At 41.1% G+C, this 23,859-nt stretch carries 24 protein-coding genes and 1 pseudogene; 14 read left to right on the top strand and 11 right to left on the bottom strand.

Annotated elements, in window-relative coordinates:
- Nucleotides 1-7 precede the first annotated feature (7 nt).
- The 4 genes from Q0779_RS14635 to Q0779_RS14620 all read left to right on the top strand — a co-directional run bounded on the left by Q0779_RS14635 (nucleotide 8) and on the right by Q0779_RS14620 (nucleotide 4,402).
- Nucleotides 8-1,039, top strand: a complete 1,032-nt coding sequence (locus Q0779_RS14635) for a glycosyltransferase family 2 protein (RefSeq protein WP_298773611.1) — start codon at nucleotides 8-10, stop codon at nucleotides 1,037-1,039.
- The gene (locus Q0779_RS14630) at nucleotides 1,036-2,421 is read left to right on the top strand and encodes a glycosyltransferase family 39 protein (RefSeq protein WP_298773609.1); all 1,386 of its coding nucleotides are present in this window, start codon (nucleotides 1,036-1,038) and stop codon (nucleotides 2,419-2,421) included. The genes Q0779_RS14635 and Q0779_RS14630 overlap by 4 nt, the downstream gene beginning before the upstream one ends.
- Nucleotides 2,422-2,444: 23 nt before the next feature.
- Nucleotides 2,445-2,846, top strand: coding sequence for a GtrA family protein (locus Q0779_RS14625; protein ID WP_298773607.1), 402 nt, complete (start codon nucleotides 2,445-2,447; stop codon nucleotides 2,844-2,846).
- 923 nt (nucleotides 2,847-3,769) lie between these two features.
- The gene (locus Q0779_RS14620; protein ID WP_298773701.1) at nucleotides 3,770-4,402 is read left to right on the top strand and encodes an OmpA family protein; all 633 of its coding nucleotides are present in this window, start codon (nucleotides 3,770-3,772) and stop codon (nucleotides 4,400-4,402) included.
- Nucleotides 4,403-4,454: 52 nt separating this feature from the next.
- Here Q0779_RS14620 and Q0779_RS14615 read toward each other — a convergent pair whose 3' ends face one another.
- The 10 genes and pseudogenes from Q0779_RS14615 to Q0779_RS14570 all read right to left on the bottom strand — a co-directional run bounded on the left by Q0779_RS14615 (nucleotide 4,455) and on the right by Q0779_RS14570 (nucleotide 12,970).
- Nucleotides 4,455-4,730: an HPr family phosphocarrier protein gene (locus Q0779_RS14615; RefSeq protein ID WP_298773605.1), complete on the bottom strand. Its 276-nt coding sequence runs from the start codon at nucleotides 4,728-4,730 to the stop codon at nucleotides 4,455-4,457.
- 3 nt (nucleotides 4,731-4,733) lie between these two features.
- Entirely contained in the window at nucleotides 4,734-5,576 is an 843-nt protein-coding gene (rapZ, locus tag Q0779_RS14610; RefSeq protein ID WP_298773604.1) for an RNase adapter RapZ, read from the bottom strand.
- The gene (ptsN, locus tag Q0779_RS14605; protein ID WP_298773700.1) at nucleotides 5,573-6,016 is read right to left on the bottom strand and encodes a PTS IIA-like nitrogen regulatory protein PtsN; all 444 of its coding nucleotides are present in this window, start codon (nucleotides 6,014-6,016) and stop codon (nucleotides 5,573-5,575) included. Before ptsN ends, rapZ begins: the two co-directional genes overlap by 4 nt.
- Before the next feature lie 395 nt (nucleotides 6,017-6,411).
- Entirely contained in the window at nucleotides 6,412-7,890 is a 1,479-nt protein-coding gene (locus Q0779_RS14600) for an RNA polymerase factor sigma-54 (protein ID WP_298773603.1), read from the bottom strand.
- A 217-nt stretch (nucleotides 7,891-8,107) separates the two neighbouring features.
- The gene (gene lptB, locus Q0779_RS14595; RefSeq protein ID WP_298773602.1) at nucleotides 8,108-8,839 is read right to left on the bottom strand and encodes an LPS export ABC transporter ATP-binding protein; all 732 of its coding nucleotides are present in this window, start codon (nucleotides 8,837-8,839) and stop codon (nucleotides 8,108-8,110) included.
- A gap of 563 nt (nucleotides 8,840-9,402) precedes the next feature.
- Nucleotides 9,403-9,897, bottom strand: a pseudogene (gene lptA, locus Q0779_RS14590) (lipopolysaccharide transport periplasmic protein LptA); the annotation flags it as partial.
- Complete coding sequence (gene lptC / locus Q0779_RS14585) at nucleotides 9,884-10,441, bottom strand: LPS export ABC transporter periplasmic protein LptC (protein WP_298773601.1); 558 nt, start codon at nucleotides 10,439-10,441, stop codon at nucleotides 9,884-9,886. The pseudogene lptA and the gene lptC, both read right to left, overlap by 14 nt.
- On the bottom strand, nucleotides 10,438-10,989 hold the full coding sequence (kdsC, locus tag Q0779_RS14580; RefSeq protein WP_298773600.1) for a 3-deoxy-manno-octulosonate-8-phosphatase KdsC: 552 nt from the start codon (nucleotides 10,987-10,989) through the stop codon (nucleotides 10,438-10,440). The genes lptC and kdsC overlap by 4 nt, the downstream gene beginning before the upstream one ends.
- A 1-nt stretch (nucleotide 10,990) precedes the next feature.
- Nucleotides 10,991-11,968, bottom strand: coding sequence for a KpsF/GutQ family sugar-phosphate isomerase (locus Q0779_RS14575; RefSeq protein ID WP_298773599.1), 978 nt, complete (start codon nucleotides 11,966-11,968; stop codon nucleotides 10,991-10,993).
- 42 nt (nucleotides 11,969-12,010) lie between these two features.
- A complete protein-coding gene (locus Q0779_RS14570) occupies nucleotides 12,011-12,970 on the bottom strand; it encodes a calcium/sodium antiporter (RefSeq protein WP_298773598.1) in 960 nt (319 codons plus the stop codon).
- 179 nt (nucleotides 12,971-13,149) lie between these two features.
- Between Q0779_RS14570 and mlaF the strand changes: the two genes are divergently transcribed.
- The 7 genes from mlaF (at nucleotide 13,150) to murA (ending at nucleotide 18,029) form a co-directional block, all read left to right on the top strand.
- Nucleotides 13,150-13,962 carry a phospholipid ABC transporter ATP-binding protein MlaF gene (gene mlaF, locus Q0779_RS14565; protein WP_298773597.1) on the top strand — a complete coding sequence of 271 codons (813 nt, stop codon included), beginning with the start codon at nucleotides 13,150-13,152 and terminating at the stop codon, nucleotides 13,960-13,962.
- A gap of 46 nt (nucleotides 13,963-14,008) precedes the next feature.
- A complete protein-coding gene (gene mlaE / locus Q0779_RS14560; RefSeq protein ID WP_298773596.1) occupies nucleotides 14,009-14,794 on the top strand; it encodes a lipid asymmetry maintenance ABC transporter permease subunit MlaE in 786 nt (261 codons plus the stop codon).
- Nucleotides 14,795-14,970: 176 nt separating this feature from the next.
- On the top strand, nucleotides 14,971-15,444 hold the full coding sequence (gene mlaD, locus Q0779_RS14555) for an outer membrane lipid asymmetry maintenance protein MlaD (RefSeq protein WP_298773698.1): 474 nt from the start codon (nucleotides 14,971-14,973) through the stop codon (nucleotides 15,442-15,444).
- Between the two features lie 14 nt (nucleotides 15,445-15,458).
- Nucleotides 15,459-16,196, top strand: a complete 738-nt coding sequence (locus Q0779_RS14550; RefSeq protein WP_298773594.1) for an ABC transporter substrate-binding protein — start codon at nucleotides 15,459-15,461, stop codon at nucleotides 16,194-16,196.
- A complete protein-coding gene (locus Q0779_RS14545) occupies nucleotides 16,196-16,489 on the top strand; it encodes an STAS domain-containing protein (protein ID WP_298773592.1) in 294 nt (97 codons plus the stop codon). The genes Q0779_RS14550 and Q0779_RS14545 overlap by 1 nt, the downstream gene beginning before the upstream one ends.
- Nucleotides 16,490-16,502: 13 nt before the next feature.
- On the top strand, nucleotides 16,503-16,760 hold the full coding sequence (locus tag Q0779_RS14540) for a BolA family protein (RefSeq protein ID WP_298773591.1): 258 nt from the start codon (nucleotides 16,503-16,505) through the stop codon (nucleotides 16,758-16,760).
- A 9-nt stretch (nucleotides 16,761-16,769) separates the two neighbouring features.
- Nucleotides 16,770-18,029: a UDP-N-acetylglucosamine 1-carboxyvinyltransferase gene (gene murA / locus Q0779_RS14535; protein WP_298773589.1), complete on the top strand. Its 1,260-nt coding sequence runs from the start codon at nucleotides 16,770-16,772 to the stop codon at nucleotides 18,027-18,029.
- 53 nt (nucleotides 18,030-18,082) lie between these two features.
- Here the strand turns inward: murA and Q0779_RS14530 are convergent, their stop codons facing one another.
- Nucleotides 18,083-19,402 carry a glycosyltransferase family 4 protein gene (locus Q0779_RS14530; protein ID WP_298773587.1) on the bottom strand — a complete coding sequence of 440 codons (1,320 nt, stop codon included), beginning with the start codon at nucleotides 19,400-19,402 and terminating at the stop codon, nucleotides 18,083-18,085.
- A 50-nt stretch (nucleotides 19,403-19,452) separates the two neighbouring features.
- Between Q0779_RS14530 and Q0779_RS14525 the strand changes: the two genes are divergently transcribed.
- The 3 genes from Q0779_RS14525 to cydC all read left to right on the top strand — a co-directional run bounded on the left by Q0779_RS14525 (nucleotide 19,453) and on the right by cydC (nucleotide 23,745).
- Nucleotides 19,453-19,827: a DOPA 4,5-dioxygenase family protein gene (locus tag Q0779_RS14525; protein ID WP_298773585.1), complete on the top strand. Its 375-nt coding sequence runs from the start codon at nucleotides 19,453-19,455 to the stop codon at nucleotides 19,825-19,827.
- Nucleotides 19,828-20,055: 228 nt separating this feature from the next.
- Nucleotides 20,056-21,957 carry a cysteine/glutathione ABC transporter permease/ATP-binding protein CydD gene (gene cydD, locus Q0779_RS14520; RefSeq protein ID WP_298773584.1) on the top strand — a complete coding sequence of 634 codons (1,902 nt, stop codon included), beginning with the start codon at nucleotides 20,056-20,058 and terminating at the stop codon, nucleotides 21,955-21,957.
- Nucleotides 21,958-21,960: 3 nt separating this feature from the next.
- Entirely contained in the window at nucleotides 21,961-23,745 is a 1,785-nt protein-coding gene (cydC, locus tag Q0779_RS14515; protein WP_298773583.1) for a cysteine/glutathione ABC transporter ATP-binding protein/permease CydC, read from the top strand.
- Nucleotides 23,746-23,859: the final 114 nt, after the last annotated feature.

Here is a 23,859-nt window from a genome sequence, read left to right as displayed (position 1 = left end):
CATAAATATGCCTTCATTTTCACCGCAAGTCACCTCTCAAACCAATGATATTTGTTTATCAATCATCATTCCTATGTTCAATGAAGAAGAAATGGTTGAATCACTCGTTACTCGGATTGGTAATGTGTTATTGAATCTTGAAGACAAGGCTGAAATTGTCTTTGTTGATGACGGTAGCACAGATAGAACATGGGACAAAGTCTGTAGCATAACGTTAGCTCATTGTGAATGCCAATGCATTAAACTGAGCCGTAATTTTGGCAAAGAAGCTGCTATGTCAGCAGGGCTTGAGCAAGCTCGAGGCCTAGCGATTATTATGATGGATGCTGATTTACAAGATCCCCCTGAACTTATTCCTGAAATGTTAGCTTCTTGGCGAGAAGGCTATGATGTAGTGAATATGAAGCGCAAAAAAAGATTAGGTGAAACTTGGTTTAAACGATTTTCGGCCAAGTGTTTTTATCGTTTGATGAACTGGGTGTCTGACTCTTACATTCCTGAAAATGTTGGTGATTTTAGATTAATTAGCCGACAGGTCGTTGATAGTATAAATAGAATGCCAGAGCGTAATCGATTCATGAAGGGATTATTTAGTTGGCCAGGTTTTAAACAAAAGACCTTATTATTCGATAGAGATCCCCGTTTTGTCGGAAAAACAAAATGGAATTATGGCAATTTATTGGGTTTGGCCATGGATGGGATCACGGCTTTCAGTTTTAAACCTCTGAGGCTGGCGACTTGGTGTGGTGTGTTAACGGCTTTGAGCTCATTTGCCTATGGTATCTGGGTGATCACTAAGACGCTATACTTTGGTGAAACAGTGGCAGGGTATCCGTCAATGATGGTGGTGCAATTGGGGCTTGCAGGGGTTCAGTTATTAGCCTTAGGGTTAATTGGAGAATATTTAGGTCGAGTGTTTGTTGAAGTTAAGCAGCGGCCGCTGTACTTAATCGAAGAGGTATCACATCAAGCGCAAAATGCTCAACGCGACGATTCTATTGAATATGAAGCATTGAATAAACAGGAGTCGCTGAAATGAAAAAAAGCGGATTATGGTGTTCATCTGTGCTGGTGCTACTCGGTTTATTGATTGTCAGGTTGGTGACATTAGGCTTGTATCCATTAATGGATACCACAGAATCTCGTTATGGTGAAATGGCGAGGTTAATGGTTGAAACAGGCAATTGGTTAACGCCTCAATTTAGTTATGGGATCCCCTTTTGGGGGAAACCACCATTACAGACCTGGATGAGTGCAGCGTCTATTTTTGTGTTTGAAAATAATGAATTCTTTTTGAGATTACCGCACTTTCTTGCTGGAGTTGCGGTATTGTATTTCATTTATCGATTTGCTAAATATTGTCGAATTCCGGCGATGAGCAGTGTTATTTTACTCACATCCACAGTGGTGTTTTACATCAGTGCTGGTGCCGTGATGACGGATATGGGGCTTACCTTAGGTATAACACTGGCGATGATAGGTTTTTACCTGTCTTGGCAAGGCAAAATAGCTTGGGGTTATGTCGGATTTGTGGGATTGGCTATCGGTATGTTGGCAAAAGGCCCAGTGACTTTAGTTATTTTTGCTGTAGGTGTTGGAGTTTGGCTATTTTGGCAGTACGGTTTTATTAAACCTTGGAAACTCGTTTGGCAACGCACCCCATTATTATCAGGCACTATACTGATGTTGGTGCTATGTTTACCATGGTATATTGCAGCTGAGCATGCAACCCCTGGTTTTTTAAGATATTTTATTGTGGGTGAGCATTGGGACCGCTTCATTGATAGTGGCTGGAAAGGTGATTTATACGGCAGCGCACATGACCGAATACGTGGTACCATTTGGGTGTACTTTGCTGTTGCTGCATTGCCGTGGAGTCTTTATTTACCCAAGGCATTGTATAATTTATATAAAACAGGTAAGAGTGGGTTCGATAGGCTGACGGCTTTTTTACTTTGCTGGATGCTTTCTCCTTTATTATTGTTTACGTTAGCGGGCAATATTTTGCCTGCATATGTATTACCTGGCGTGCCGGCTATGGCTTTATTGATTGCAAAGGCTTGGGCAGAACTGGGTGTACCGAGATTGAAGACTGTGGCATTAAGTATGGCGGTGTTACTTCTTGTAACCTTAGTTGGTTTGAGGGATGGACCGACTAAGGAGAAAAGTGATAAATGGATATTAGCGCAACGAACTCTTTCTTTACCCACTTATTATTGGGGAAAAGCTCCTTTTTCTGCTGAGTATTATAGCCAAGGACAAGTGAAGGTTGTGAAGCCTAAACAGGCATCATCAGTATTGCCTAAGACGCCTTATTATATTGTTGTGAAGAATAATGTATTAGAAAATAATACATTATTTGATCAATGCCAAAGGCAAGCGAATACTGACGAGAAAGTGTTGTTATTATGCAAAAGCTAATATCTAGACTAGTCGCATATCTCATGAGCATCAATCATGAATCTGTTCGTTTTTTGCTGGTGGGGGGAAGTGTTTTTTTTATTGACATGGCTATTTTTATCATGCTGTATCAATGGGAAGGTATTCCCGCTTTTAAAGCGAGATTGATGGCATTTTTCGTGGCGACAGTATTAACTTGGTTGGGAAATCGATGTTTTACTTTTCGTCATCGTATCCAGTTGAATAAGCGGTCACAGTTTTCTATAGCACTGTTGATCTCTTGTCTTGCAGCCGGAGTTAACCTAGGGGTGTTTTACTTTTTAGGTGAATTCTTACCTGCAACGATTATTTTTGCGATTTTATCCTTGGCAATGGGGGTTTTGGCTGGATTAGTGGTGAATTGGTGTGGTTCGACTTGGATCACCTATCGACATATTAAAGATTAAATACTAAGGCTACTTAAAGGCGCAAAGCCACTTCTCTAATCGTTTGGGGCGAATGGGAGAAGTGGCTTTGCTATGAAGTATCACGGGTATAGGTAAAAAGAAAATCTTTCATTACGTTGCGTATTTATTTTTCCACATCCCATTGACTGATGCCGATGTGAGACAAAAAAAACCAATTTTCACGATAGCGTTTGAGCCAGTATTTTATATTTCTCATCATAATCTCCTCTCGGATTGATAGATATCCCATTGACTGAAGCCCACATGAGGCTGTGATAACCAATAGTCAAAATAACGTTTAATGTGCTCTTTCGCTCGATTCATCATGTTTCCCTCTCGGGTTTACATTAACGTTTACAAAATAATATGAATAATTCGTGCCAAATTTAGCGCGTTTATTTAATAAATATTTACAGATACTTACAGAAAATAACTTTGCGTATTTTTTTATTTAAGGGATGAGATGGTGCAAATGCACCTTAATAGTGCGATTTTTCAGTATGAGAGGGGTTAGCATTCTTAAATAACTTGTGGTTATACTAGTGCCAAATTTATCAAGATGGTTAGGGGCTTTTGATCTTTGGTGATGATTTCTGCAGCAGTTTGTGGTGCTTTTATACAAGACAGAGCTTATGCTGTGTAGTGATTCTACATAAATAAGCGATAACGCAGTAAAAAGGTGCCACAAACACTGTCCGTAGGATTCACTAAACGTGTTTTACTCTTTGTTGTAGTGAATTTGCTTAGAGGGCTAGGCAGCCCTCACTACGCCGTGATTAAAACACGTTTAATTCGGACATAATTTAACCACGAAAGATCAACAGCCCCTACGAGTTAATCACACTTTGGTGGTTTTCTTATTTGTATCGTAATGAGGAAAAAAAGTGATAAGAGTAGTGAAGCGGATTTTTGTCCCAATATTAATGGGGAGCGTGGTTGTTGCGATGGCGGGTTGTCAAACCGTTAATCCTTATACTAATGAAACTGAGACGGCTAACGCAACCACTGGTGCTGTTATTGGCGCGATTGCGGGAACGGTGATAGGTGTGGCTTCTTCAAGTAAGAGTGATCGTGGAAAAGGTGCGCTTATTGGGGCTGCTTCTGGTGCTGCTGTCGGTGGTGGTGTTGGATATTACATGGATGTACAAGAAGCTGAGCTAAGAAAGCAGCTGCAATCAACCGGTGTGAGTGTCACTCGTAGTGGTGAGAATATTATCTTGAATATGCCTAATGCAGTGACTTTTGGCGTTGACCAAACCAATTTAAGTCAAGGTGCGAGAAATGTGCTTAATAGCGTTGCGGTCGTTGCCAAAAAATATGATAACACACGTTTAAATGTATTAGGCTATACCGATAGTTCCGGTTCAGCATCGTATAATTTACGTCTGTCTCAGGTGAGAGCCAGTGAAGTTTCTAATTATTTGATGTCTAGACAAATAAAGTCTAGTCGTCTGAGTTCACAAGGCATGGGGGAAGTGGATCCTATTGCGACTAATAGTACTAAAGCTGGACGGGCTCAAAACAGACGAGTTGAAATTGTAATGAGTCCTTTATAATTCATGGGCTATAAGTAAAGGGATTCAATTCGTCATCGCCAAGGACGGCGTTCTAGGACTCTTCGTCAAACTTTTCATTAATGAGTTTACATACCGCATCGAGCGCTTCTTTTGCATCTTTGCCTTTGGCGACAAGTGTAACGGTTTTCCCCATGCCACTTTCTAACATCAGTAATCCTAAAACGCTGGAGGCCGATGCGTGTTTATCGTCTTGGATTACGGTGATTTCAGCATCAAATTCAGAGGCTAAAATTGCAAGTTTTGTTGCGGCTCTTGCATGTAACCCCAGTTTGTTACAGATAGTGATTTCTCTTGTTAGTTTCAACATAAGTTACTTTAGCTCCCTATGCCTTGCTTGTACTTTATGTTTCCCTCCCATAAAGCGTCTCGCTAATTGTTCCGCTACATAAACAGAGCGATGTTGACCGCCTGTACAGCCAATTGCAATGGTGAGATAACTGCGATTGTTGCGTTCTAAGTGAGGTAACCAAGTGTGTAATAAATTCTCTATTTGCCAGATTAGTTTATTGACTAAGGCTTCTTGATTAAGAAAGATTTGCACAGGTTCATCTAAACCTGTCATGGGTCTTAATTCTGGCTTCCAGTGAGGATTAGGTAAGAATCGAACATCAAATAGAAAGTCTGCTTCTTTTGGCATGCCATACTTAAAGCCAAAAGATTCAAAATTAATCACCAACTCTTTATTTGTGCTGCCCAATAAAATTTCTCGAATTTTATCATTTAATGCATAAATATTGAGAGTAGAAGTATCAATATAATAATCAAAACGTTTAGATAGTGGCTCGAGCAGTTTCTGTTCAAGTTGAATGGCTTCTAATAGTGATACTTTACTGCGCGAAAGTGGGTGCAGCCGGCGGGTTTCACTGTAACGTTTTAGCAATACTTTATCATTGGAATTAATGAAAAAGCTGCACAGTTCAATATCGCTGGGTAATTTCCCCAAATGTTCGTTGATTTGTGCTTCGTCTGCGGGCATGTTGCGAATGTCGACACTGATGGCCACGCGTTCTGTACTACCTGCAAGTTGCTCTAGCAATGGGGTGACCATAGGAAGGGGGAGGTTATCGACACAATAATAGCCAAGATCTTCAAGCACCCTTAAAACGACGGATTTTCCTGATCCTGAACGCCCAGAGACCATGACAAGTTTCATTGCGTGATCACCTTATAAAGCTCTGCGTCATCTTGGGTTTTTCTCAGCTGCTTTAATATGGCTTTGTCATTAAGCTTTTCGGCCATTAGTGATAAGGTTGGCAGATGTTGCTCACATTGCTCTGCGGGCACTAATAAAGCAAATAGAATATCGACGGGTTGCTTGTCAATTGCTTCAAAGGCAATGGGTTCCTCACATTTGATTAACACAGCGATAGGTCGAGTGATACTCTTCAATCTGCCATGGGGGATAGCAATGCCATTGCCTATTCCTGTGCTGCCCATTTTTTCTCTTGCGAGAAGACTTTCAAAAATTTCTTGCGCAGAAAGCTCTGGGTACTGTGCAGCAGCGATATCGCTAATGAGCTCCAGTACTTTTTTTTTGCTACCAGGCGTTGCACAAGTTGTGCATTCTGGTTTAAGTATGCTGCTTAATTCCATCATTAACTATTTAATTTCATATTGTTTGTTGGTTATTCTAAAGTTGTTATCTTCAGAAGATGTATGCTTTAATTTTAGTTTATTGAGTACTTTTATGGTAGATATAAAACCAAAGATGAACTGAAAAGGTCATTTCAATATCTTTGGCAAAAATACAGGTGAAACTAAGGCGCACATTATGGATCTGATCGAAATACTGTTCAAGCTTTGTCTGTGTTTCTTATTATAATTCATTTATTCCATGCTAGCCTTACGATTTGATCTGTAAAACAATTGCTTTTGAGTAACTTTTAATCATAGTGTATACGATAAAGAGTTACTCTATATACCAACTTTTATACAAATCACCGTTATTTTAAACATTATGGATAATAACTGAACGATATTTGGTCTATTTATAAACTCTTTCTTTGGTTTGATGGTGGAATTAACATGGCTTCCCGATACTTGGCTATGGTTCTGCGTGCCACTTTGATGCCTTGTTCGGCGAGTAATAAGGCTATTTTACTATCACTTAAAGGCTTCTGTTGATTTTCGTTCGCGACTAACTTTTTAATAAAAGCGCGGATTGCAGTGGATGAACATTCTCCACCATCGTCTGTGCCCACATGGCTTGAGAAAAAATACTTGAGTTCAAAGATGCCTTTGGGAGTATGCATATACTTTTGTGTGGTCACACGTGATATGGTAGATTCATGCATGTCGACGGCCTCTGCAATATCGTTAAGCACCATAGGTTTCATGGCTTCCTCACCAAACTCGAAAAATCCTTGCTGAAATTTAACAATGCAATTTGTGACCTTTAATAGGGTTTCATTACGGCTTTCTAAGCTTTTGATAAACCACTTAGCTTCTTGCAAATGACCACGAATAAATTGTCCGTCAGCTTGATTTTTTGTGCTGCGAGCCATGGAGGCATACTGTTGATTAACATTAATTTTTGGCATGTTGTCAGGGTTTAGTTCCACATGCCAGCGGCCTTTGATTTTTGTGACAGAAACATCAGGGATCACGTATTCTTCTTTATTGGGAGAAATGGATAACCCTGGCCGAGGGTTGAGGGTTTGTATTAAGTTAATGGCTTGCTTTAATTCGTTTTCTTTGAGCTTCGTTTTTCGCATGAGTAAGCGAAAATCACGGCCTGCGATGAGATTTAAGTAGTCTTTTATAAGTAATCTGGCGCTGTCAATATGGGGAGTCTCTGGAGAAAATTGAGCAAGTTGTAGCAATAAGCATTCCCCTAAATCTCTAGCGGCTACACCAATAGGGTCGAAGTGTTGGATCCGTTTTAATACGGCATTGACTTCATCGATTTCGATCTCTTCATTACCCATGGCTTCTAAAATATCTTCACAGCTTTGTGTGAGGTAACCACGATCGTCAATTGCATCAATAATGGCGGTAGCAATGGCGAGATCATTATCTGAAAATGGGGTTAAATTCTTCTGCCACTCCAGATGCTCATATAGGCCTTCACTGGTTTCGCCTTGAAAAGGCATATCATCTCGAATGGAATGACTGCTACCTGAAGAGGCGCTGTAAACTTCATCCCAAGATGTGTCCATGGGGAGTTCATCTGGCATGGAATCTTGAGTCAGGGCTTCGGGGGTTTCAATGGCGGCATTTTCTGGTGAAGTTTGAGGATCGGTATCTTGGTTAAAAGCATCATCTTCTGTTAATGATTTTTGTTCATTATCTAGGGAGTTAAGATCATTTTGGCCTTCATCAAGCTCTAACAAAGGGTTGCTTTCTAGGGCTTGCTGGATCTCTTGTTGTAATTCTAATGATGACAATTGCAACAAGCGTATTGCCTGCTGCAGCTGAGGGGTCATTGTTAAATGTTGACCCATTTTAAGTTGAAGTGATGCTTTCATGTTACCGCTATTCCCTACTTGTCATCATCCTAATTTATTGAGCATGATACGTCTTGGATAAGAAGCTCAAGCTCAATCAGACGGTCAATGGTTTTTATTATCAAGTCGTAACTTAGGATAATACGATATTAAGTATGATTAAATGGAGTGGGAACTTTTACCCGCCGTTTTAATTTTATTTTAATACGTTTTAATGACTTACTCATTAATATCCACACTATAACTTGAATTGCTCGCCTAAGTACACTTCCCTGACTTGCTTATTGTCTAAAACTTCAGCAGGTGTGCCTTCAGCGATTAAATTACCTCGACTCACAATATAGGCATGCTCACAGACATCTAGTGTTTCACGCACATTATGGTCAGTAATTAACACGCCTAGTCCTCTGTCTCTAAGATGCTCAATAATCTTTTTAATATCAATGACTGAGATAGGATCAACACCAGCAAAGGGTTCATCCAGTAAAATAAACTTAGGGTTGGCGGCGAGGGCTCGAGCAATTTCGACTCGTCGGCGTTCTCCACCAGATAGAGCCATACCTTGACTGTCGCGAATATGGGTTATATGAAACTCTTCAAGCAAATGTTCCAATTGTTCTTCTCTATCTTCTTGGCTTAAAGAAGAGCGGGTTTGTAAAACGGCCATAATATTATCTCTGACAGATAATTTACGGAAAATACTGGCTTCTTGTGGTAAATAACCTATGCCTTTACGTGCTCTAAGGTGCATAGGGTTGGACGTGAGATCTTCATTATTAAGATATATTTGCCCTTTATCACTTTGTACTAAACCAACGACCATATAAAAAGTGGTTGTTTTACCCGCCCCATTTGGGCCGAGTAAACCCACGATTTGTCCAGTATTGACTTTTAGGCTCACATTTTGAACAACAGCACGATTCTTATAACTTTTTGCCAAATTTCGAGCTTCTAGTGTAATCGAAGTCATTCTTTTTCCTGCTTCTGTGGCGATGTGCCTGTATCTATATTTTGTGTTGTATTGGATTCAGATGAAGTTAACTGAGAAGTTAATGCTTGTAAGTCTGACGTTTTATTCATGATTTCTGAAGATATGGCTTTCAATTGATTTGTTGATGGCATGAGATCAGAAAGTTGATTTTCTAGTTGCTTCTGTTGAGGTGTTATTTTATCTAATTGTTCCTGTAACTTGACTTTTTTGAAGTCAAATTCAGATGATGAAATATCTTTATTGGTTTTACTGGCAGCTAATGCTGTTAGCTGTGTTTCAAGTTTTCCGCGTTTACTTGTCAATTGAGATAACTTCGTTTCTAGCGTCTTAATTTTTTTGTTTGCTGTTGTATCGACAGGAGCCGTTGCTTTCTCTTGGCTTAAGGATTGTGATTCAGGAACGGGGGTTTCTTCAATAGATTGATCTACTTTTTTTTCTCTAATGTTGTTTTGTGATTGAGGCACTGGAAGCTGTGTTTCAGTATCACCTTCCTTTGAAGGTAACAGATCCGTTGGTGTCGTAACATTGTTTTGTGTTGATTTTTTGTACGTTTCAGGTTGGATCACTGTGATGACTCTATCTTGTCCTTTACCTGTACTTTCCGCTAATAATTTTTGCTGTTTTATATTGTATCGTATTCGGCTGCCGGTAACACGGCTGCCACCTTGTGATAGAGTGGCTTCACCGATTAAAGTTAAGGTTCGCGTAGAGAGTTCGTAGTGAATTTCGTTGGCGCTGGCTTGCGCTGGGCGGCCATCATCCATTATCTGAAAGTAAGTGGCCGGGGAGCCGCTTGCCACGAGAGTTTTGGCTGAGTCATCACCTTTAGAAAATGCTTGTAATTCAGCTGCATTAATTTTAATACTGCCTTGAGTGACAATAACGGGTCCATGAAAGATTAATTGATTATTTTTGATATCCGCTTCTTGACTCGAAGCGGATATTTTTACCTCTTGCTCTAAATCCCCTTCTTTGGCCAGGCTATGAATACTAACAAGGCAAAGTAATGTGGCAATAATGGGTTTATTTAGTTTCATATTTTCCTTCTACTTGACTGGTCAGCTTGACTGTTTGCGTGTTGAGATCGGCATAAAGGCCTTTACCTTCAATGGTAAAATCGACACCAGTAATATAGATGTGCTTATTTGATGTCATAATTTTGGTGTTGAGATCCAGCTCTAAAAAGTCAGTCTTAACAGTCCTTAAGGGTTGATCTGGACTCATGGAGTCGATAATGACATTATTTTCTAATGTCACTTTTCCTGTGATTTTATTCAAGGTGCCTTTTTTGGCTTGTATACGCCATTTCCCTTGTCGATTGTCAGGATAAATCAAATAAACGGGTTGAGTGAAATAGGTCATGTTGGTGTTGTCAAAATGTTCCATGTGCTTGGCAGAAACACGGCTACTGATTTGCCCCAACTTGTTATATTCTATCCCAGAAAGATCCTCAACGATATAATCTGGACGCTGACTGATATCAATGTTGCGTGCTTGATCTTCTTTCTTAGATTGTACCTGCCAATATAAAATCAGCGCAGTACTAAATAAAAGAATGATGGCGATGCTAACACGACTCATATGCTCATTCCATGCGCCGTTTCAAATTTATTTTGGCTCAGTAAAAGTAAATCGGTCAGCTCACGTAATGCACCATGTCCACCTTTGAGTGTCGTGATCATATCTGCATGTTGTTTGACATAGGGGTGCCCGTCTGCAACACAAACTGAGAACCCCACGGCTTTCATTACGGCTAGATCGACCATATCATCTCCAATATATGCGACTTCGTCAGGGTTGACATGATAGTGTTCGAGTAACTCACGATAAGGAACCAATTTGTCGTCTATGCCTTGATAGATTTGAGTAATACCGAGAGCCGTCATTCTGTTTTCGACAATTTGTGATTGGCGGCCAGTGATCACGGCCACATTAATATTCGCAGAGAGTAACGAACGAACCCCGTAGCCATCTCGTGTGTGGAAGGTTTTCAATTCTTCACCACTGTTGCTCATGTAGACGAGTCCGTCGGAAAACACGCCATCAACATCACAGATCAGTAATTTGATGTTTTTTGCTTTTTCCCAAGTATTGTCTTCAATAGGGCCATAAAATCCAGAATGTGACATGTTATATAACTCCTGCTTTGACCATATCAAGCATATTAAGTGCGCCGATAACTTGTTGTTGAGCATTAATGACAATCAAGCCATTAATATTTTCTTCATCCATGAGCTTTAAAGCTTGTGCTGCCAGCATATTTTCATCAACGGTAACACAGCCTTTAGTCATGACATTGTTTATTGGGGTCGTGCGTAAATTGACTTCTGCATCGATGACGCGGCGCAAATCACCATCGGTAAAAATACCCACTAAATTTTGATTATCGTCGACAATGGCAGTCATGCCGAGTCCTTTTTTGGATATTTCATATAAGGCTTCTGAAATACAAATCTGATGACTGACAGAAGGTAAATGTTCCCCCTGATGCATCACATCTTTCACTTTTAATAATAGTTTACGCCCTAAACTACCACCTGGGTGAGATAATGCAAAATCATCTTGGGTAAAGCCCCTTGCTTGTAGCAAGGCGACGGCTAAGGCATCGCCCATCACTAACGTTGCTGTCGTACTTGAAGTGGGGGCTAACCCTAACGGACACGCTTCTTCAGGCACTTGAATGCATAAGTGCAGTTGGGATAATTTTGCCATGTTAGAATGGGGATTGCCCGTGACTGCGATTAAGGGTAAGCCTAATCGTTTGATAACGGGCAATAAGGTTAATATTTCATCCGATTCACCTGAATTTGAGATGGCGAGAATGACATCATTTTGGCCTAATACCCCTAAATCACCGTGGCTGGCTTCTCCTGGATGGACAAAAAAGGCAGGTGTGCCTGTACTGGCAAGAGTGGCAGAGATCTTGTTACCGATATGCCCTGACTTTCCCATGCCCATAACAATGATTTTACCTTTGCAATCAAACATAAGCTGACAAGCTTGGGCAAATTCAATAGAGTCGACATATTGATAAAGATTTTCAAGGGCTTGTTGTTCTATTTGAATAACATTTTTGCCCCATTGGCGTAATTTACTTTCATCTACCATTTTGATCTCTCTATAAAATCTTGCTAGGCCTTTGAATGTCGATTAAGACAGAAAAAGGGCTGTTTGATATAGGATAAAGGTTATTAGGAGTGCAATCCCATGCCAAGGTTTAAGTTGTCTTGCACGCCCACTTAATAAAATTAATACGGCCAATGCGCTACTGGTTCCAAGCACCATATAATAATCACGACTTGCGACTGAAATATCGACAGCTCCGGGTGAAATAAGTGCTGGAAGTGCTAATACTGCCAAAATATTGAAGAGGTTTGAACCGACAATATTGCCAATGGCCAAATCATCTTCTTTTTTGAGTACACCTGCAACACTGGCCGCGAGTTCAGGTAAACTTGTTCCGATAGCGATGATGGTGAGTCCAATCACTAAATCTGATAAATGATAGGCTTTTGCGATACCGACGGCACCTTGCACCATCCAGTCTGCAGACAAGGGGAGCAAGACTAAGCCGACAATGAGCCATAATACCGCTTTAGGGGTGGGAACGTCTGTTGGAATTTCATCACTGTGTTGATTAGCTAGGGGATCGTCAGCTTTATTTTTTACGGCATGCCAAATGAGATAGCCAATAAGAATAAAAAAGACTGCTAATAACATCATGCCTTCCATTCTGTTTAAATGGCCATCATGTAAAAAATAACCGGCGATTGCTGTTGCGCCTAGCATCATAGGTATTTCACGCTTTAGGGTTTGCGACTGGACTGCTATGGCGCCGAGTAATGCTGTGATACCCAAAATTAGGGTGACATTTGCTATGTTTGATCCTAATGCATTACCGATGGCCATATCTGTCATGCCATTGATTGAAGCGGTTGCAGCAACAAACATCTCTGGTGCAGAGCTTCCCATGGCGACAATGGTGAGTCCGATAAGCATTGGCGGTAAGCCAAAATTTCGTGCAAATGCGGCGGCACCATAAACAAATTTGTCAGCACTCCAGACCAAAGTAGCAAGACCTGCAAGTAGTATCAGAATATTAAATAGCATTTGATTATAATTTTTAGAAGTATTGGCGAGCATTTTCGCTGGATTTGACGTAAATTGAAAGTATTGAGGCAAGATAGTCTAGATTATGTTGTTTCTATTTTATCAATTTCGTACAATTTATCACTCTATTTTTGTCAGGGAGACCTGATATTTCATCTTATAAATGCCGGAATTTAAGTATGACTCAAACGCAGAAACCGCTCATTGAGATTCGAAATTTGGGCTTTAGTCGTGGACAACGTGTTATCTATGATGATGTCAGTTTATCGATCCCTAAAGGAAAAGTGACGGCCATCATGGGCCCCAGCGGGATTGGCAAGACAACCTTATTGAAATTAATGGGGGGGCAGTTAACCCCAGATTCAGGCCAAGTGTTGTTTGATGGTCTAGATATTCATAAAGCGAGCCGCGCGGAGCTATTTTCTATACGAAAGCGTATGAGTATGCTTTTTCAAAGTGGGGCACTTTTTACTGATATGAATGTCTTTGATAATGTCGCTTTTGCATTACGGGAACATTCGGGGTTGGCCGAGCCGATAATCGAGCGCATTGTGTTGATGAAACTTGAAGCGGTAGGACTTCGAGGCGTGGCGAAACAGATGCCCACTGAATTATCAGGCGGTATGCAGCGTCGTGCGGCTTTAGCGAGGGCGATTGCATTAGAGCCTGAGATGGTGATGTATGATGAACCGTTTGCGGGACAAGATCCGATTTCAATGGGTGTATTGGTAAAATTGATACGTGAGTTGTCAGATGCGTTAAATCTAACGTCCGTGGTGGTTTCACATGATGTACAAGAAGTATTAAGTATTGCTGATTATGTCTATGTGATGGCGGATAAAACCATTATTGCACATGGTACACCTGAAGCGCTGCGTAATACCGATAGTGAACAATTGAAACAATTTATACAAGGTGCGCCTGATGGGCCCGTGCCTTTTCATTACCCCGCTGCAGATTATCAGCAAGAGTTGTTACAGGGTTTGAAATAGACGTTTCTATAGATAAATAGCAGGTAAATTTAAGGATGGGTGTTGAATGAGTGTGATTGATAAAATCGCCAACGTTGGGCGCTGGGCGATTGATAATGTTATGGGCATGGGTCGTGCCGGCATTATGCTTTATCGTGCAGTGGTGAGAGTACCTCGTGTGAAAAAAGGCACCCCTTTGCTGATAAAGCAGCTTTATGTGGTGGGTGTGCAATCCATGGTGATTATTTTAGTCTCGGGCCTATTCATCGGAATGGTACTAGCGCTTCAAGGCTATACTATTTTAGTAGGTTATGGTGCTGAGCAAAGTTTAGGGCCTATGGTTGCCTTAAGTTTATTGCGAGAGCTAGGACCTGTGGTCACGGCGCTATTATTTGCAGGGCGTGCGGGATCGGCATTGACTGCTGAAATTGGCTTGATGAAAAGTACGGAACAATTATCCAGTTTAGAGATGATGGCTATCGATCCTTTACGGCAAATCATTGCTCCTCGCTTTTGGGCTGGTGTCATCAGTTTACCTCTTTTGGCACTCATGTTTAGCGCTGTGGGGATTTATGGTGGCCATGTAGTGGGCGTCGATTGGAAAGGGATAGATTCAGGAAGTTTTTGGTCGATTTTACAAGCATCAGTTGAATGGCGAAAAGATATTGTTAATTGTTTAATTAAAAGTGTCGTATTTGCCGTAGTAGTGACTTGGATAGCGCTGTATCGTGGCTATCATGTTATTCCTAATCCTGAAGGGATCAGTAAAGCGACAACACAAACAGTGGTTCAGTCTAGCTTAGCCATTTTGGCATTAGATTTCTTAATGACCACTTTAATGTTTGGCCAGTAATGATGAATCTGAGCTGAACATATATTGAATATGTCTATTTAGTTTTAGTCTAACAGTATGATGAGATGATAAATTAATGGGCACATCAAAAGTCGGCGGTGATCATGAGTAAAGGTTACCGTTAATTGATAAATGTAGATACATTGGGTATCGCAAGTGAGAGTGGTAATAAAGGTATGTTGACACGGAAAATTGAAATACTCGTTGGGCTGTTTTTGTTGGCAGGGTTGGCGGCGTTTCTAGTGTTAGTCTTTAATGTGGCTAATGTACAAGTGAGCAGAGGTGATAGTACCTATACCTTGTATGCCAAATTCGGTAATGTTGGCGGGTTAAAAGTGCGCTCTCCAGTTAAAGTGGGTGGGGTTGTTGTCGGGCGTGTGACCGCGATTAAGCTTGATCCGGTGAAACTTGAACCTGTTGTGACCATGGCAATGGATAAGCAATATTCTTCTTTTCCTGATACCAGTAGCTTAGCTATTTTAACGTCAGGCCTGTTGGGCGAGCAGTTTCTTGGTTTAAAACCTGGATTTGTCGATGATGATGTGTCGATGTTGAAAAATGGTGACAGTATTGACGACACGCAGTCTGCGTTAATTCTTGAAGATTTAATTGGTCAACTGTTATATAGCATGTCTTCTAAAGGCAAATAAACGGAGTTGAAATTATGTTGAAAAAACTATTAGCCAGTGCTGTTACGGTTATTTTATTAGGGTCGAGTGCCAATGTTTTTGCCCAAGATACGACTGTGAATGCAGAGAAATCTTCAGCGAGTCAACAGGCAAATCCTGAAGCGAGTAAGAAGGTAGCTGATCCTAGTAGTATTGTTATTGATACTAAAAATCCTTATTTAATGATTGAAGGAGCGGCGAATAAAACCTTTGCCAGCTTTCATAAACAGCAAGCAAAAATTAAAGCCGACCCTAATTACTTAAAAGTGATTATTCAAGATGATTTGATGCCTTATATTGACTCTAAATATGCATCATACAAGGTCATGGGACAGTATTTAAGAGACAGCACGAAAGAGCAGCGCAATAACTTTGTGAAGGCTTTTACTGATTACTTGATCACCACTTATGCGCAAGCGTTTACTGAATATACCGATCAAAAAATTCAATTTTCGCCCGCTGAAAAATTTGCTAATGAAAAAATGGTCAGTGTTGATGTACAAGTTATCGAGAAAGGTCGTCCGCCGATTAAATTGATTTTCAAAGTAAGACGTTTGAAAGATGGTACTTGGAAAGCGTTTGATATGGTTGCTGAAGGTGTGAGTTTATTATCAACGAAACAATCAGAAATTGGTAATCTTATTCGTCAACAAGGGATTGATAAAGTCATAGAAACGTTAAATGAAAAAGCACAGCAATCTATCACCAGTCAATCTAGCGAGAAGAGCAAATAGTGCCGACTTTTACTCAACAAGGCGAGGTTTGCCATATCAGTGGTCATTTGAATCAAAATGATGTGATAGACTTGTGGCCGAAAAAAACGACTTTATTAGCGGCAAATACGCAAGTATTAGATTTAAGTCAATTGGCATTTAGCGACAGTGCTGGTATGGCTTTTATCTTTGAATTAGTGAGTATTAGCGCTAAACAAGGGCAAATACTGACCCTGAAAGCGCCTGCGGACCAAGTTAAAAAATTAATCCAATTATATGATTTAAAAGACTTCTTTTTTAAAGAAGTCATCTGAGGTGAAGAGATCCATGGAATGTAAAGAGATAGAAGGTATACTGCTTGAGGCTCTGTCTTTAGAAGAAGTGCATGTTAGCCAAGAGGGAACTCATTACAAAATTATTGCCGTGGGTGACTGTTTTGATGGGATGAACCGCGTTAAGCAACAGCAAACAATTTATGGGCCATTGATGGGCCATATTACCAGTGGTGAGTTACACGCTATAACAATCAATGCTTTTACTATTGCGCAATGGAAGCGTGAAAAAGTATTCAATATGCCAAGTTAGAGAATCATTGTGGATAAATTAGAAATTACTGCCAGTCCAGCATTGGCGGGTAGCGTTGTGATCTCTGGCGCAAAAAATGCGGCTTTACCCATCTTGATGGCGGGTGTCTTGGCCGAAACTGATTTTATTGTGTCAAATGTGCCTAATTTGCGTGATGTGAATACCAGTTGTGAATTATTACGTTGTCTTGGTGCTAAGGTTACGCAGTCGAGCTCTGGGCGAGTGTGTATTGACACTAAAACGTTAAATGAGTTTTGTGCGCCTTATGATTTGGTTAAAACCATGCGTGCGTCGATTTTGATTTTAGGGCCTTTGCTGGCACGTTTTGGTAAAGCGGATGTGTCACTCCCTGGTGGGTGTGCGATTGGTGCAAGACCTGTCAATTTGCATTTACAGGGCCTTGAACAAATGGGCGCACACATTGAAGTGGATGAAGGCTATATTAAAGCCCGCGTTAATGGCCGCTTGAAAGGGGCGCATATCTTTATGGATATGGTGAGTGTCGGCGCAACTGAAAACTTGCTCATGGCAGCAGCGTTAGCTGACGGCGTGACAGTGATTGAAAATGCGGCACGTGAGCCTGAGATCATCGATTTGGCTAATTGTTTAATTGCAATGGGCGCCAAAATTGAAGGTGCGGGCAGCGATAGCATTTGCATTGAAGGTGTTGAGTCATTGCAAGGCTGTGAATATAGAGTGATGCCTGATCGTATTGAAACAGGTAGCTTTTTAGTTGCTGCGGCCGTGACACGTGGGCGTATTCGTTGTTTAGATGCGGATCCTTCAACCCTTGAAGCGGTGTTGGCAAAGTTGGAAGATACGGGCGCAAGGATCACCACAGGTAAAGACTGGATAGAGTTGGATATGCAAGGTAAACGGCCAAAAGCGGTGAATATTAAAACCGTGCCTTACCCAGGATTTCCAACCGATATGCAAGCGCAATTTTGTGTGTTGAATGTGTTGGCTGAAGGGACGGCCACCATCAGTGAAACGATTTTTGAAAATCGCTTTATGCATGTGCCAGAGCTTATTCGTATGGGCGCTCATATGGAGCTTGAAGGACATACTTGCGTTATTCAAGGGATCGAAAAACTTAATGGTGCCCAAGTGATGGCCACCGATTTACGGGCGTCAGCCAGTCTTGTCATTGCAGGTTTGGTGGCCGATGGTGTGACGACAGTGGATCGCATTTATCATCTTGATCGAGGCTATGAGCACATTGAAGATAAGTTTAAAGGCTTAGGCGGTCAAGTGACTCGTGTGCAGTAATTAACAAAAAAGCCATTCTCTCGAATGGCTTTTTTGTTATCGGTGAAAATGGGCTAGTTTGTGAGTTTGTTTTTTGCTTCAATCCACTGTGACATATACTGAGTGCTTTTCATGCTGTGGTGCAATAACATGGAACCGATAAAATTATTTTGGCGGTGACTGGCTAATGTTTCGTTGATTTCATCAATACGGGCAATCAGCAAGCTTTGATATTTGGACTCATTAAAGCGTTGATTGAGCCAACTGGGCCCGTTTTGTTGCAGTGTATGCCAGAGTGTCTCGTTGCAATAGAGTTCGATGGCTAATTCTGCAAAATGATTAAAATCATCATGGCTTAATAATGTTACTGAGTTTTCCCCCAGCGCGTCATTGGTTACACTATTATTAATCAGACTGTTATCAACAAGACTGTCATTGAAAAGATTATCATTCAAAAATAACCCTTCACGGCCTACAGATGTTGTCACACTGGGAAGGCCGCACTCTGCGGCATCAATAAATTTCCCTTTTAGCCCTGCACCGAACCTGAGAGGAGACAATAATACCTTGGCATCGCTCAGCATGGCTTTTGCATCATCAACCCAGCCTTTAACTAGAAAACCTTGCTTTTCATTATGGAGTTGCGTAGCTTTCTTAGGAGGATAAGCACCGTAAATATGGAGTTGCGCTTGGGGTAACTTTTTGCGAATGAGTGGCCATATGTATTGCTTTAAACATAAAACGGCATCCCAATTGGGTTCATGACGGAAGTTTCCAATCGAAACAAAATGGGCTCTTTGTTCAAAGGGGTTAAAAGTGGGATCCTTTAAAGTGGGCAGCATGAAAGGAATATAAATTAAGACAGACTTTGGCACATTGAAGTGTTCTTGCAACAGCTTTATTTCATATTCGCTGATCATAATACTGAGATCGCAGCGTAAAATGGCGGCAATTTCACGTTTGGCCTGTTCGCTGTATAAATGATGATTATCGACAGCTTGTATGACGGTTTTAGCCTGGGCTTTTGCCATTTTTTGTCTGGCGAAACGTAAGCAATGCAAATCTTCGGTGTCGAGCACTCTCAAGGCTTGAGGACAATGTTTTTCAACTCGCCAAGCAAATTGCTCCTCCATCATGAAACGATCAAACAGCACAATATCAGGCTGAAGCTCAATGATAAAATCATCAAAGCTGCTGTCATTGACATCAATGTGAGTGGCAGTAATCGTTAAATCAGATAAAACAACGGCATGTTCGCTGGCCTGAGCCGGACTGGCATATGTGATCAGGTATCCTTGCAGTAAAAAAGTATTAAGAAGCTGCAACATACGAGATCCGGCAGCACTGGAATTAGGTTCGGGCCAAACATAGCCTATAACGAGAAGTGTTTTCATGGCGTGGATTATATCAGTAAACGCACTAGAAATAGAAAGAAGGCGATGAAATGACCGACAAAAATGTTTTTGTACATAAAGATGCATTGTTACAGGAAAATAGCCATGAGTTTTACCATGCTCATGTTTACTTTGATGAAACGACCCTGCCACTGGCGACACAATTATGTCAGCAAGCAGCGAATTTGTTTAATCTGAAATTAGGCCGTATTCATCAAAAGTTAGTTGGACCACACCCTAAATGGAGCTGTCAGCTTGCTTTCACTCAAGTGGAATATGACGAGTTACTTCATTGGTTGAATAAAAATAGGCAAGGCTTATCAATTTTAATTCATGCCGATACAGGGAAAGATTTCCAAGACCATACTGAATATGCATCATGGTTAGGTGTGCCATTAGTATTGAACTTGGCTGTATTCCGTTAAAATAGGAAAAGAAGTGATGAAAGTAGGAGGCGGATATTGACTCATTAAGGTTAATATTTTGCTGCTTTATCGCATGAATCCTTACATTATTATTGCAAATATTTATTTCATCATGGCTGTTTTGTGCGCCGTGTAGCATTTTTTTCTGCTTAAGTATCTTCTAATGTGAATGCTTGGGATACTCAAGTTCAGCCTTGTATTAACGCATCATCCGTAATTTGGAGCCCCATGGATAAATCTCAAGAAACAGTCTTACTCCAGTGGTTAAAGTCACATAAAAAAGCCTGTGGGCACTATTTATCTTTGAGTATGTTATTGGGCGCCTTAACAGGAGGGGCATTAATTATTCAGGCTTGGTTGTTGGCTAAATGTTTACATGGGCTGATTATTCTTAATATGCCAACGTCTGCCTTTACAGCCGAGTTTGTTGGGTTTATCGCGATTATTGTGCTGAGAGCCTTGCTTGCTTATGCTCGAGAGCGGGTTAGCTTTATGGCGGGTCTTCGCCTTAGGCAGCATATAAGAGATGCGGTGCTCAATAAGCTTTCAACGCTTGGTCCTGTGTTTATTAAAGGTAAACCTGCGGGCAGTTGGGCCACGCTTGTTTTAGAGCAAGTTGAAGACTTACATGATTTTTATGCCAAGTATCTACCGCAGATGATGCTAGCAGGCTTTATTCCTCTTATGATTTTGGTGATCGTTTTTCCGATGAATTGGGCTGCAGGCCTTGTATTGGCATTAACGGCACCTTTAATCCCTTTATTTATGATTTTAGTGGGGATGGGGGCGGCGGACGCGAATCGAAAAAATTTCACGGCGTTATCAAGATTAAGCGGTCATTTTATGGATCGCTTAAAAGGGCTGAGTACTATTAAGTTGTTTTATCGAGGAGAGGAGGAGGCAAAAGCCATAGAAAAAGCCTCGAATGAGTTTAGAGAGCGGACTATGTCTGTGCTAAGGATGGCATTTTTAAGCTCGGCGGTATTAGAGTTTTTTGCTGCCGTGTCTATTGCGGTATTGGCGGTTTATTTTGGGTTTAGTTATTTAGGCCATTTGAACTTTGGCAATTACGGCACACCAGTGACGTTATTTACGGGTTTCTTTGTGTTGATTTTAGCCCCTGAATTTTTTCAGCCGCTCAGAGATTTAGGGGCACATTATCATGCCAAGGCACAAGCCATTGGCGCCGCAGAAGCATTACAAGCCTTATTGTTATATGAAGAGCAAACATCATCAGTCAATCAAGATGAAAAATCGAGTACGGCGATAAAAACAGCTGGCGTAACACGTGATACATCAAATACTGCTTCTATGCTTATTAATGAGCTTGTTGATATAAAAGTAGAAGATTTAGAGGTGATGAGCTTTGACGGTCAACGATTATTAGGCCCAATAAGCTTTGAGTTAAAAGCCAATGAGCATATTGCCATTGTGGGTCCAAGCGGGGCAGGTAAAACCAGTCTGCTCAATGCAATCATGGGCTTTTTACCTTTTCGTGGTGACATTTTTGTGAATGGTATTGGGTTGTCGAGTGTTGATTTAACGCATTGGCGTAAGAGGTTGACGTGGCTTGGCCAAGAACCGCAATTATTTCATGGCACCATACGAGACAATGTGGCCTTGGCTAACCCTGATTTAACGGACACACACGTTATCGCCTTATTAGAAGCAGCAAGGGCAATGGATTTTATCACGCCTCTGACATTAGGTATTTATCATCCTGTTGGAGAGCAATCGGCTGGTGTTTCAGTTGGGCAAGCACAGCGCATTGCCCTTGCTCGTGCTTTAGCTCATAACGCAGATTTGTATTTATTAGATGAACCGACAGCCAGTTTAGATAGCCATAGTGAGCAATCGGTCGTGCTCAGCTTATCAAAGGCAATGCGCTTGAAAACTAGCATCATGGTGACACATCGTTTAGAGCAGCTTAAAGAAAAAGATCGTATTTTGGTATTGGATGAAGGGAAGTTGGTACAGGAGGGGCGTTTTGAGGATATCGCAAGCTGCGATGGCTTATTTCGTCACATGTTAAATGAAGCGATGGAGCCGTCACTGTTTTCTGATCGCACTTTTGATGAAATGTCGGATAAACGTCCTTTAGGACAAAATGGTCCTAAGGAAGAGGGTTAATCAATGAAAGTATTAATACCTTACCTTTATATGTTTAAAAAGCAGTGGTTGATGCTATCAGTGGGACTATTACTGAGTATCGTGACCTTACTGGCCGGTATTGGTTTATTGTCATTGTCGGGATGGTTTTTATCTGCCTCGGCCATAGCAGGTTTAAGCTTAGTGACTGCTCAAGCATTTAATTTTTTTTCTCCCGCAGCAGGTGTGCGCTTTTTTTCGATTACGCGCACAGCCAGCCGCTATGGTGAACGCTTGGCGACACATCAGGCGACGTTTCAATTATTAACCCAATTGAGGTGTTGGGCGTGGGGGAAGTTGTTGCCCTTAAGTGCCCAAGACTTACAAGGGATAAGGCGTGGAGATTTACTCAATCGTTTAGTTGCCGATATTGATACACTGGATCATTTATACCTTCGCTTAGTGACGCCTATTTTTGCTTCTTTATGTGTGCTTTTAGGTTTATTTGTTTTTGTATCGTTTTTTGATGTGTATTTGGCAATGGTATTATCTGGAACGCTGTTGATAATACTGCTTGTGATCCCCGTTCTTTTTTATCAATTAGGCAAAAAACCTGGCCGTACTCTCATTGAAATGAAGCGACAGTATCGCACCATTCTATTAGATTATATTCAAGGTCAGGCAGAGCTAACATTATTTGGTGCTCAAGCGCGCTATCGTGAGCAACTTGCAGCCGTTGCGCTTACGTTTTACAACAGCCAAAAAACAATGGCGAATATCACCGCCCTAAGTCAATCTTTACTCATCATGCTACATGGTGGAACACTGGTGTTATTAATGTACTTAGCGGCGTCTGGCGTTGGTAGCTACAATCCTCCCGGTCCAATGCTAGCCATGATTGTTTTTATGACCATGGCGACGATTGAAATGCTGATGCCAATTGCGGGGGCATTTCAACATTTATCAAGTTGTATTGCATCGGCAACTCGAGTCAGTGAATTAACGGATCAAACACCGAGTATTGTATTTCACGAAGATAGTCGCAGTGAGAGCTGTAATGTAAGCGTGCCGGAAGCATTGAAGATTCGAAATCTGCATTTTGCTTATGAGAATAAACAAGCTGTGCTATCGGGGATTAACCTTTCTATTAAGAAGGGAGACAAAGTGGCGTTACTTGGGAAGACGGGTTGTGGAAAATCCAGTTTATTATCACTGATCACGAGGGATTGGTTAGCAAGAGAAGGCAGTATTCAAATCAATGGCCGAAATATTGATGACTTTACTGAGTCGAAATTGCGGCAAAGCATGACAGTGATGAGTCAACGTGTTTACTTATTAAGTGGCACACTTAGAGATAACTTGCTTCTAGCTATGAATGTTTCCTTCCTCAAAATGAAAAAGCCCGAACGAGATAATCTTGATGATCAGTTAACTCAAGTATTGCATCAAGTGGGGCTAGGTCACTTAGTGACATCGATAGATAAAACCAGTAATGGACTCGAGCAATGGATAGGTGAGGGAGGAAGACAGCTTTCTGGTGGTGAGCAAAGAAGGATTGGTGTGGCTAGAGTGTTATTAAGAGATGCGCCACTATTATTACTGGATGAACCGACTGAAGGATTAGATAAGAGAACAGAGCGAGATATTTTGCATTTATTGTTTGCGTTTGCCAAAGGCAAAACCTTGCTGATGATAAGTCACCGATTAACAGCTATGCCAATTATGGACTCCGTACATATTTTAGAGCATGGGAAAATCAGGACTTCAGGTACGCATCATACCTTATTTGAAACAGATGAGTATTACCGTAGCCTTTACTCGGCGCTATAAAATCTATAGTGACAGTATTTTAGGCAATAACGCGTCATTTTGTGGATAACTTAGGGGGTAAATAGTGGGGAAGTTGTGCTTAATAAATAAAGTGAAAATAAATGCCTTTTTTCT

It is taken from the genome of uncultured Shewanella sp. (assembly GCF_947491715.1).
Lineage (GTDB): Bacteria > Pseudomonadota > Gammaproteobacteria > Enterobacterales > Shewanellaceae > Shewanella.
This window is presented reverse-complemented; position numbering and strand designations above follow the sequence as displayed.

Excerpts from the sequence above, each read along its gene's own strand:
- Q0779_RS14635 (WP_298773611.1), top strand. The coding sequence starts at position 8 with ATGCCTTCATTTTCACCGCAAGTCACCTCTCAAACCAATGATATTTGT.
- Q0779_RS14630 (WP_298773609.1), top strand. The coding sequence starts at position 1,036 with ATGAAAAAAAGCGGATTATGGTGTTCATCTGTGCTGGTGCTACTCGGT.
- Q0779_RS14625 (WP_298773607.1), top strand. The coding sequence starts at position 2,445 with ATGAGCATCAATCATGAATCTGTTCGTTTTTTGCTGGTGGGGGGAAGT.
- Q0779_RS14620 (WP_298773701.1), top strand. The coding sequence starts at position 3,770 with ATGGGGAGCGTGGTTGTTGCGATGGCGGGTTGTCAAACCGTTAATCCT.
- Q0779_RS14615 (WP_298773605.1), bottom strand. The coding sequence starts at position 4,730 with ATGTTGAAACTAACAAGAGAAATCACTATCTGTAACAAACTGGGGTTA.
- rapZ (WP_298773604.1), bottom strand. The coding sequence starts at position 5,576 with ATGAAACTTGTCATGGTCTCTGGGCGTTCAGGATCAGGAAAATCCGTC.
- ptsN (WP_298773700.1), bottom strand. The coding sequence starts at position 6,016 with ATGGAATTAAGCAGCATACTTAAACCAGAATGCACAACTTGTGCAACG.
- Q0779_RS14600 (WP_298773603.1), bottom strand. The coding sequence starts at position 7,890 with ATGAAAGCATCACTTCAACTTAAAATGGGTCAACATTTAACAATGACC.
- lptB (WP_298773602.1), bottom strand. The coding sequence starts at position 8,839 with ATGACTTCGATTACACTAGAAGCTCGAAATTTGGCAAAAAGTTATAAG.
- lptC (WP_298773601.1), bottom strand. The coding sequence starts at position 10,441 with ATGAGTCGTGTTAGCATCGCCATCATTCTTTTATTTAGTACTGCGCTG.
- kdsC (WP_298773600.1), bottom strand. The coding sequence starts at position 10,989 with ATGTCACATTCTGGATTTTATGGCCCTATTGAAGACAATACTTGGGAA.
- Q0779_RS14575 (WP_298773599.1), bottom strand. The coding sequence starts at position 11,968 with ATGGTAGATGAAAGTAAATTACGCCAATGGGGCAAAAATGTTATTCAA.
- Q0779_RS14570 (WP_298773598.1), bottom strand. The coding sequence starts at position 12,970 with ATGCTATTTAATATTCTGATACTACTTGCAGGTCTTGCTACTTTGGTC.
- mlaF (WP_298773597.1), top strand. The coding sequence starts at position 13,150 with ATGACTCAAACGCAGAAACCGCTCATTGAGATTCGAAATTTGGGCTTT.
- mlaE (WP_298773596.1), top strand. The coding sequence starts at position 14,009 with ATGAGTGTGATTGATAAAATCGCCAACGTTGGGCGCTGGGCGATTGAT.
- mlaD (WP_298773698.1), top strand. The coding sequence starts at position 14,971 with ATGTTGACACGGAAAATTGAAATACTCGTTGGGCTGTTTTTGTTGGCA.
- Q0779_RS14550 (WP_298773594.1), top strand. The coding sequence starts at position 15,459 with ATGTTGAAAAAACTATTAGCCAGTGCTGTTACGGTTATTTTATTAGGG.
- Q0779_RS14540 (WP_298773591.1), top strand. The coding sequence starts at position 16,503 with ATGGAATGTAAAGAGATAGAAGGTATACTGCTTGAGGCTCTGTCTTTA.
- Q0779_RS14530 (WP_298773587.1), bottom strand. The coding sequence starts at position 19,402 with ATGAAAACACTTCTCGTTATAGGCTATGTTTGGCCCGAACCTAATTCC.
- Q0779_RS14525 (WP_298773585.1), top strand. The coding sequence starts at position 19,453 with ATGACCGACAAAAATGTTTTTGTACATAAAGATGCATTGTTACAGGAA.
- cydD (WP_298773584.1), top strand. The coding sequence starts at position 20,056 with ATGGATAAATCTCAAGAAACAGTCTTACTCCAGTGGTTAAAGTCACAT.
- cydC (WP_298773583.1), top strand. The coding sequence starts at position 21,961 with ATGAAAGTATTAATACCTTACCTTTATATGTTTAAAAAGCAGTGGTTG.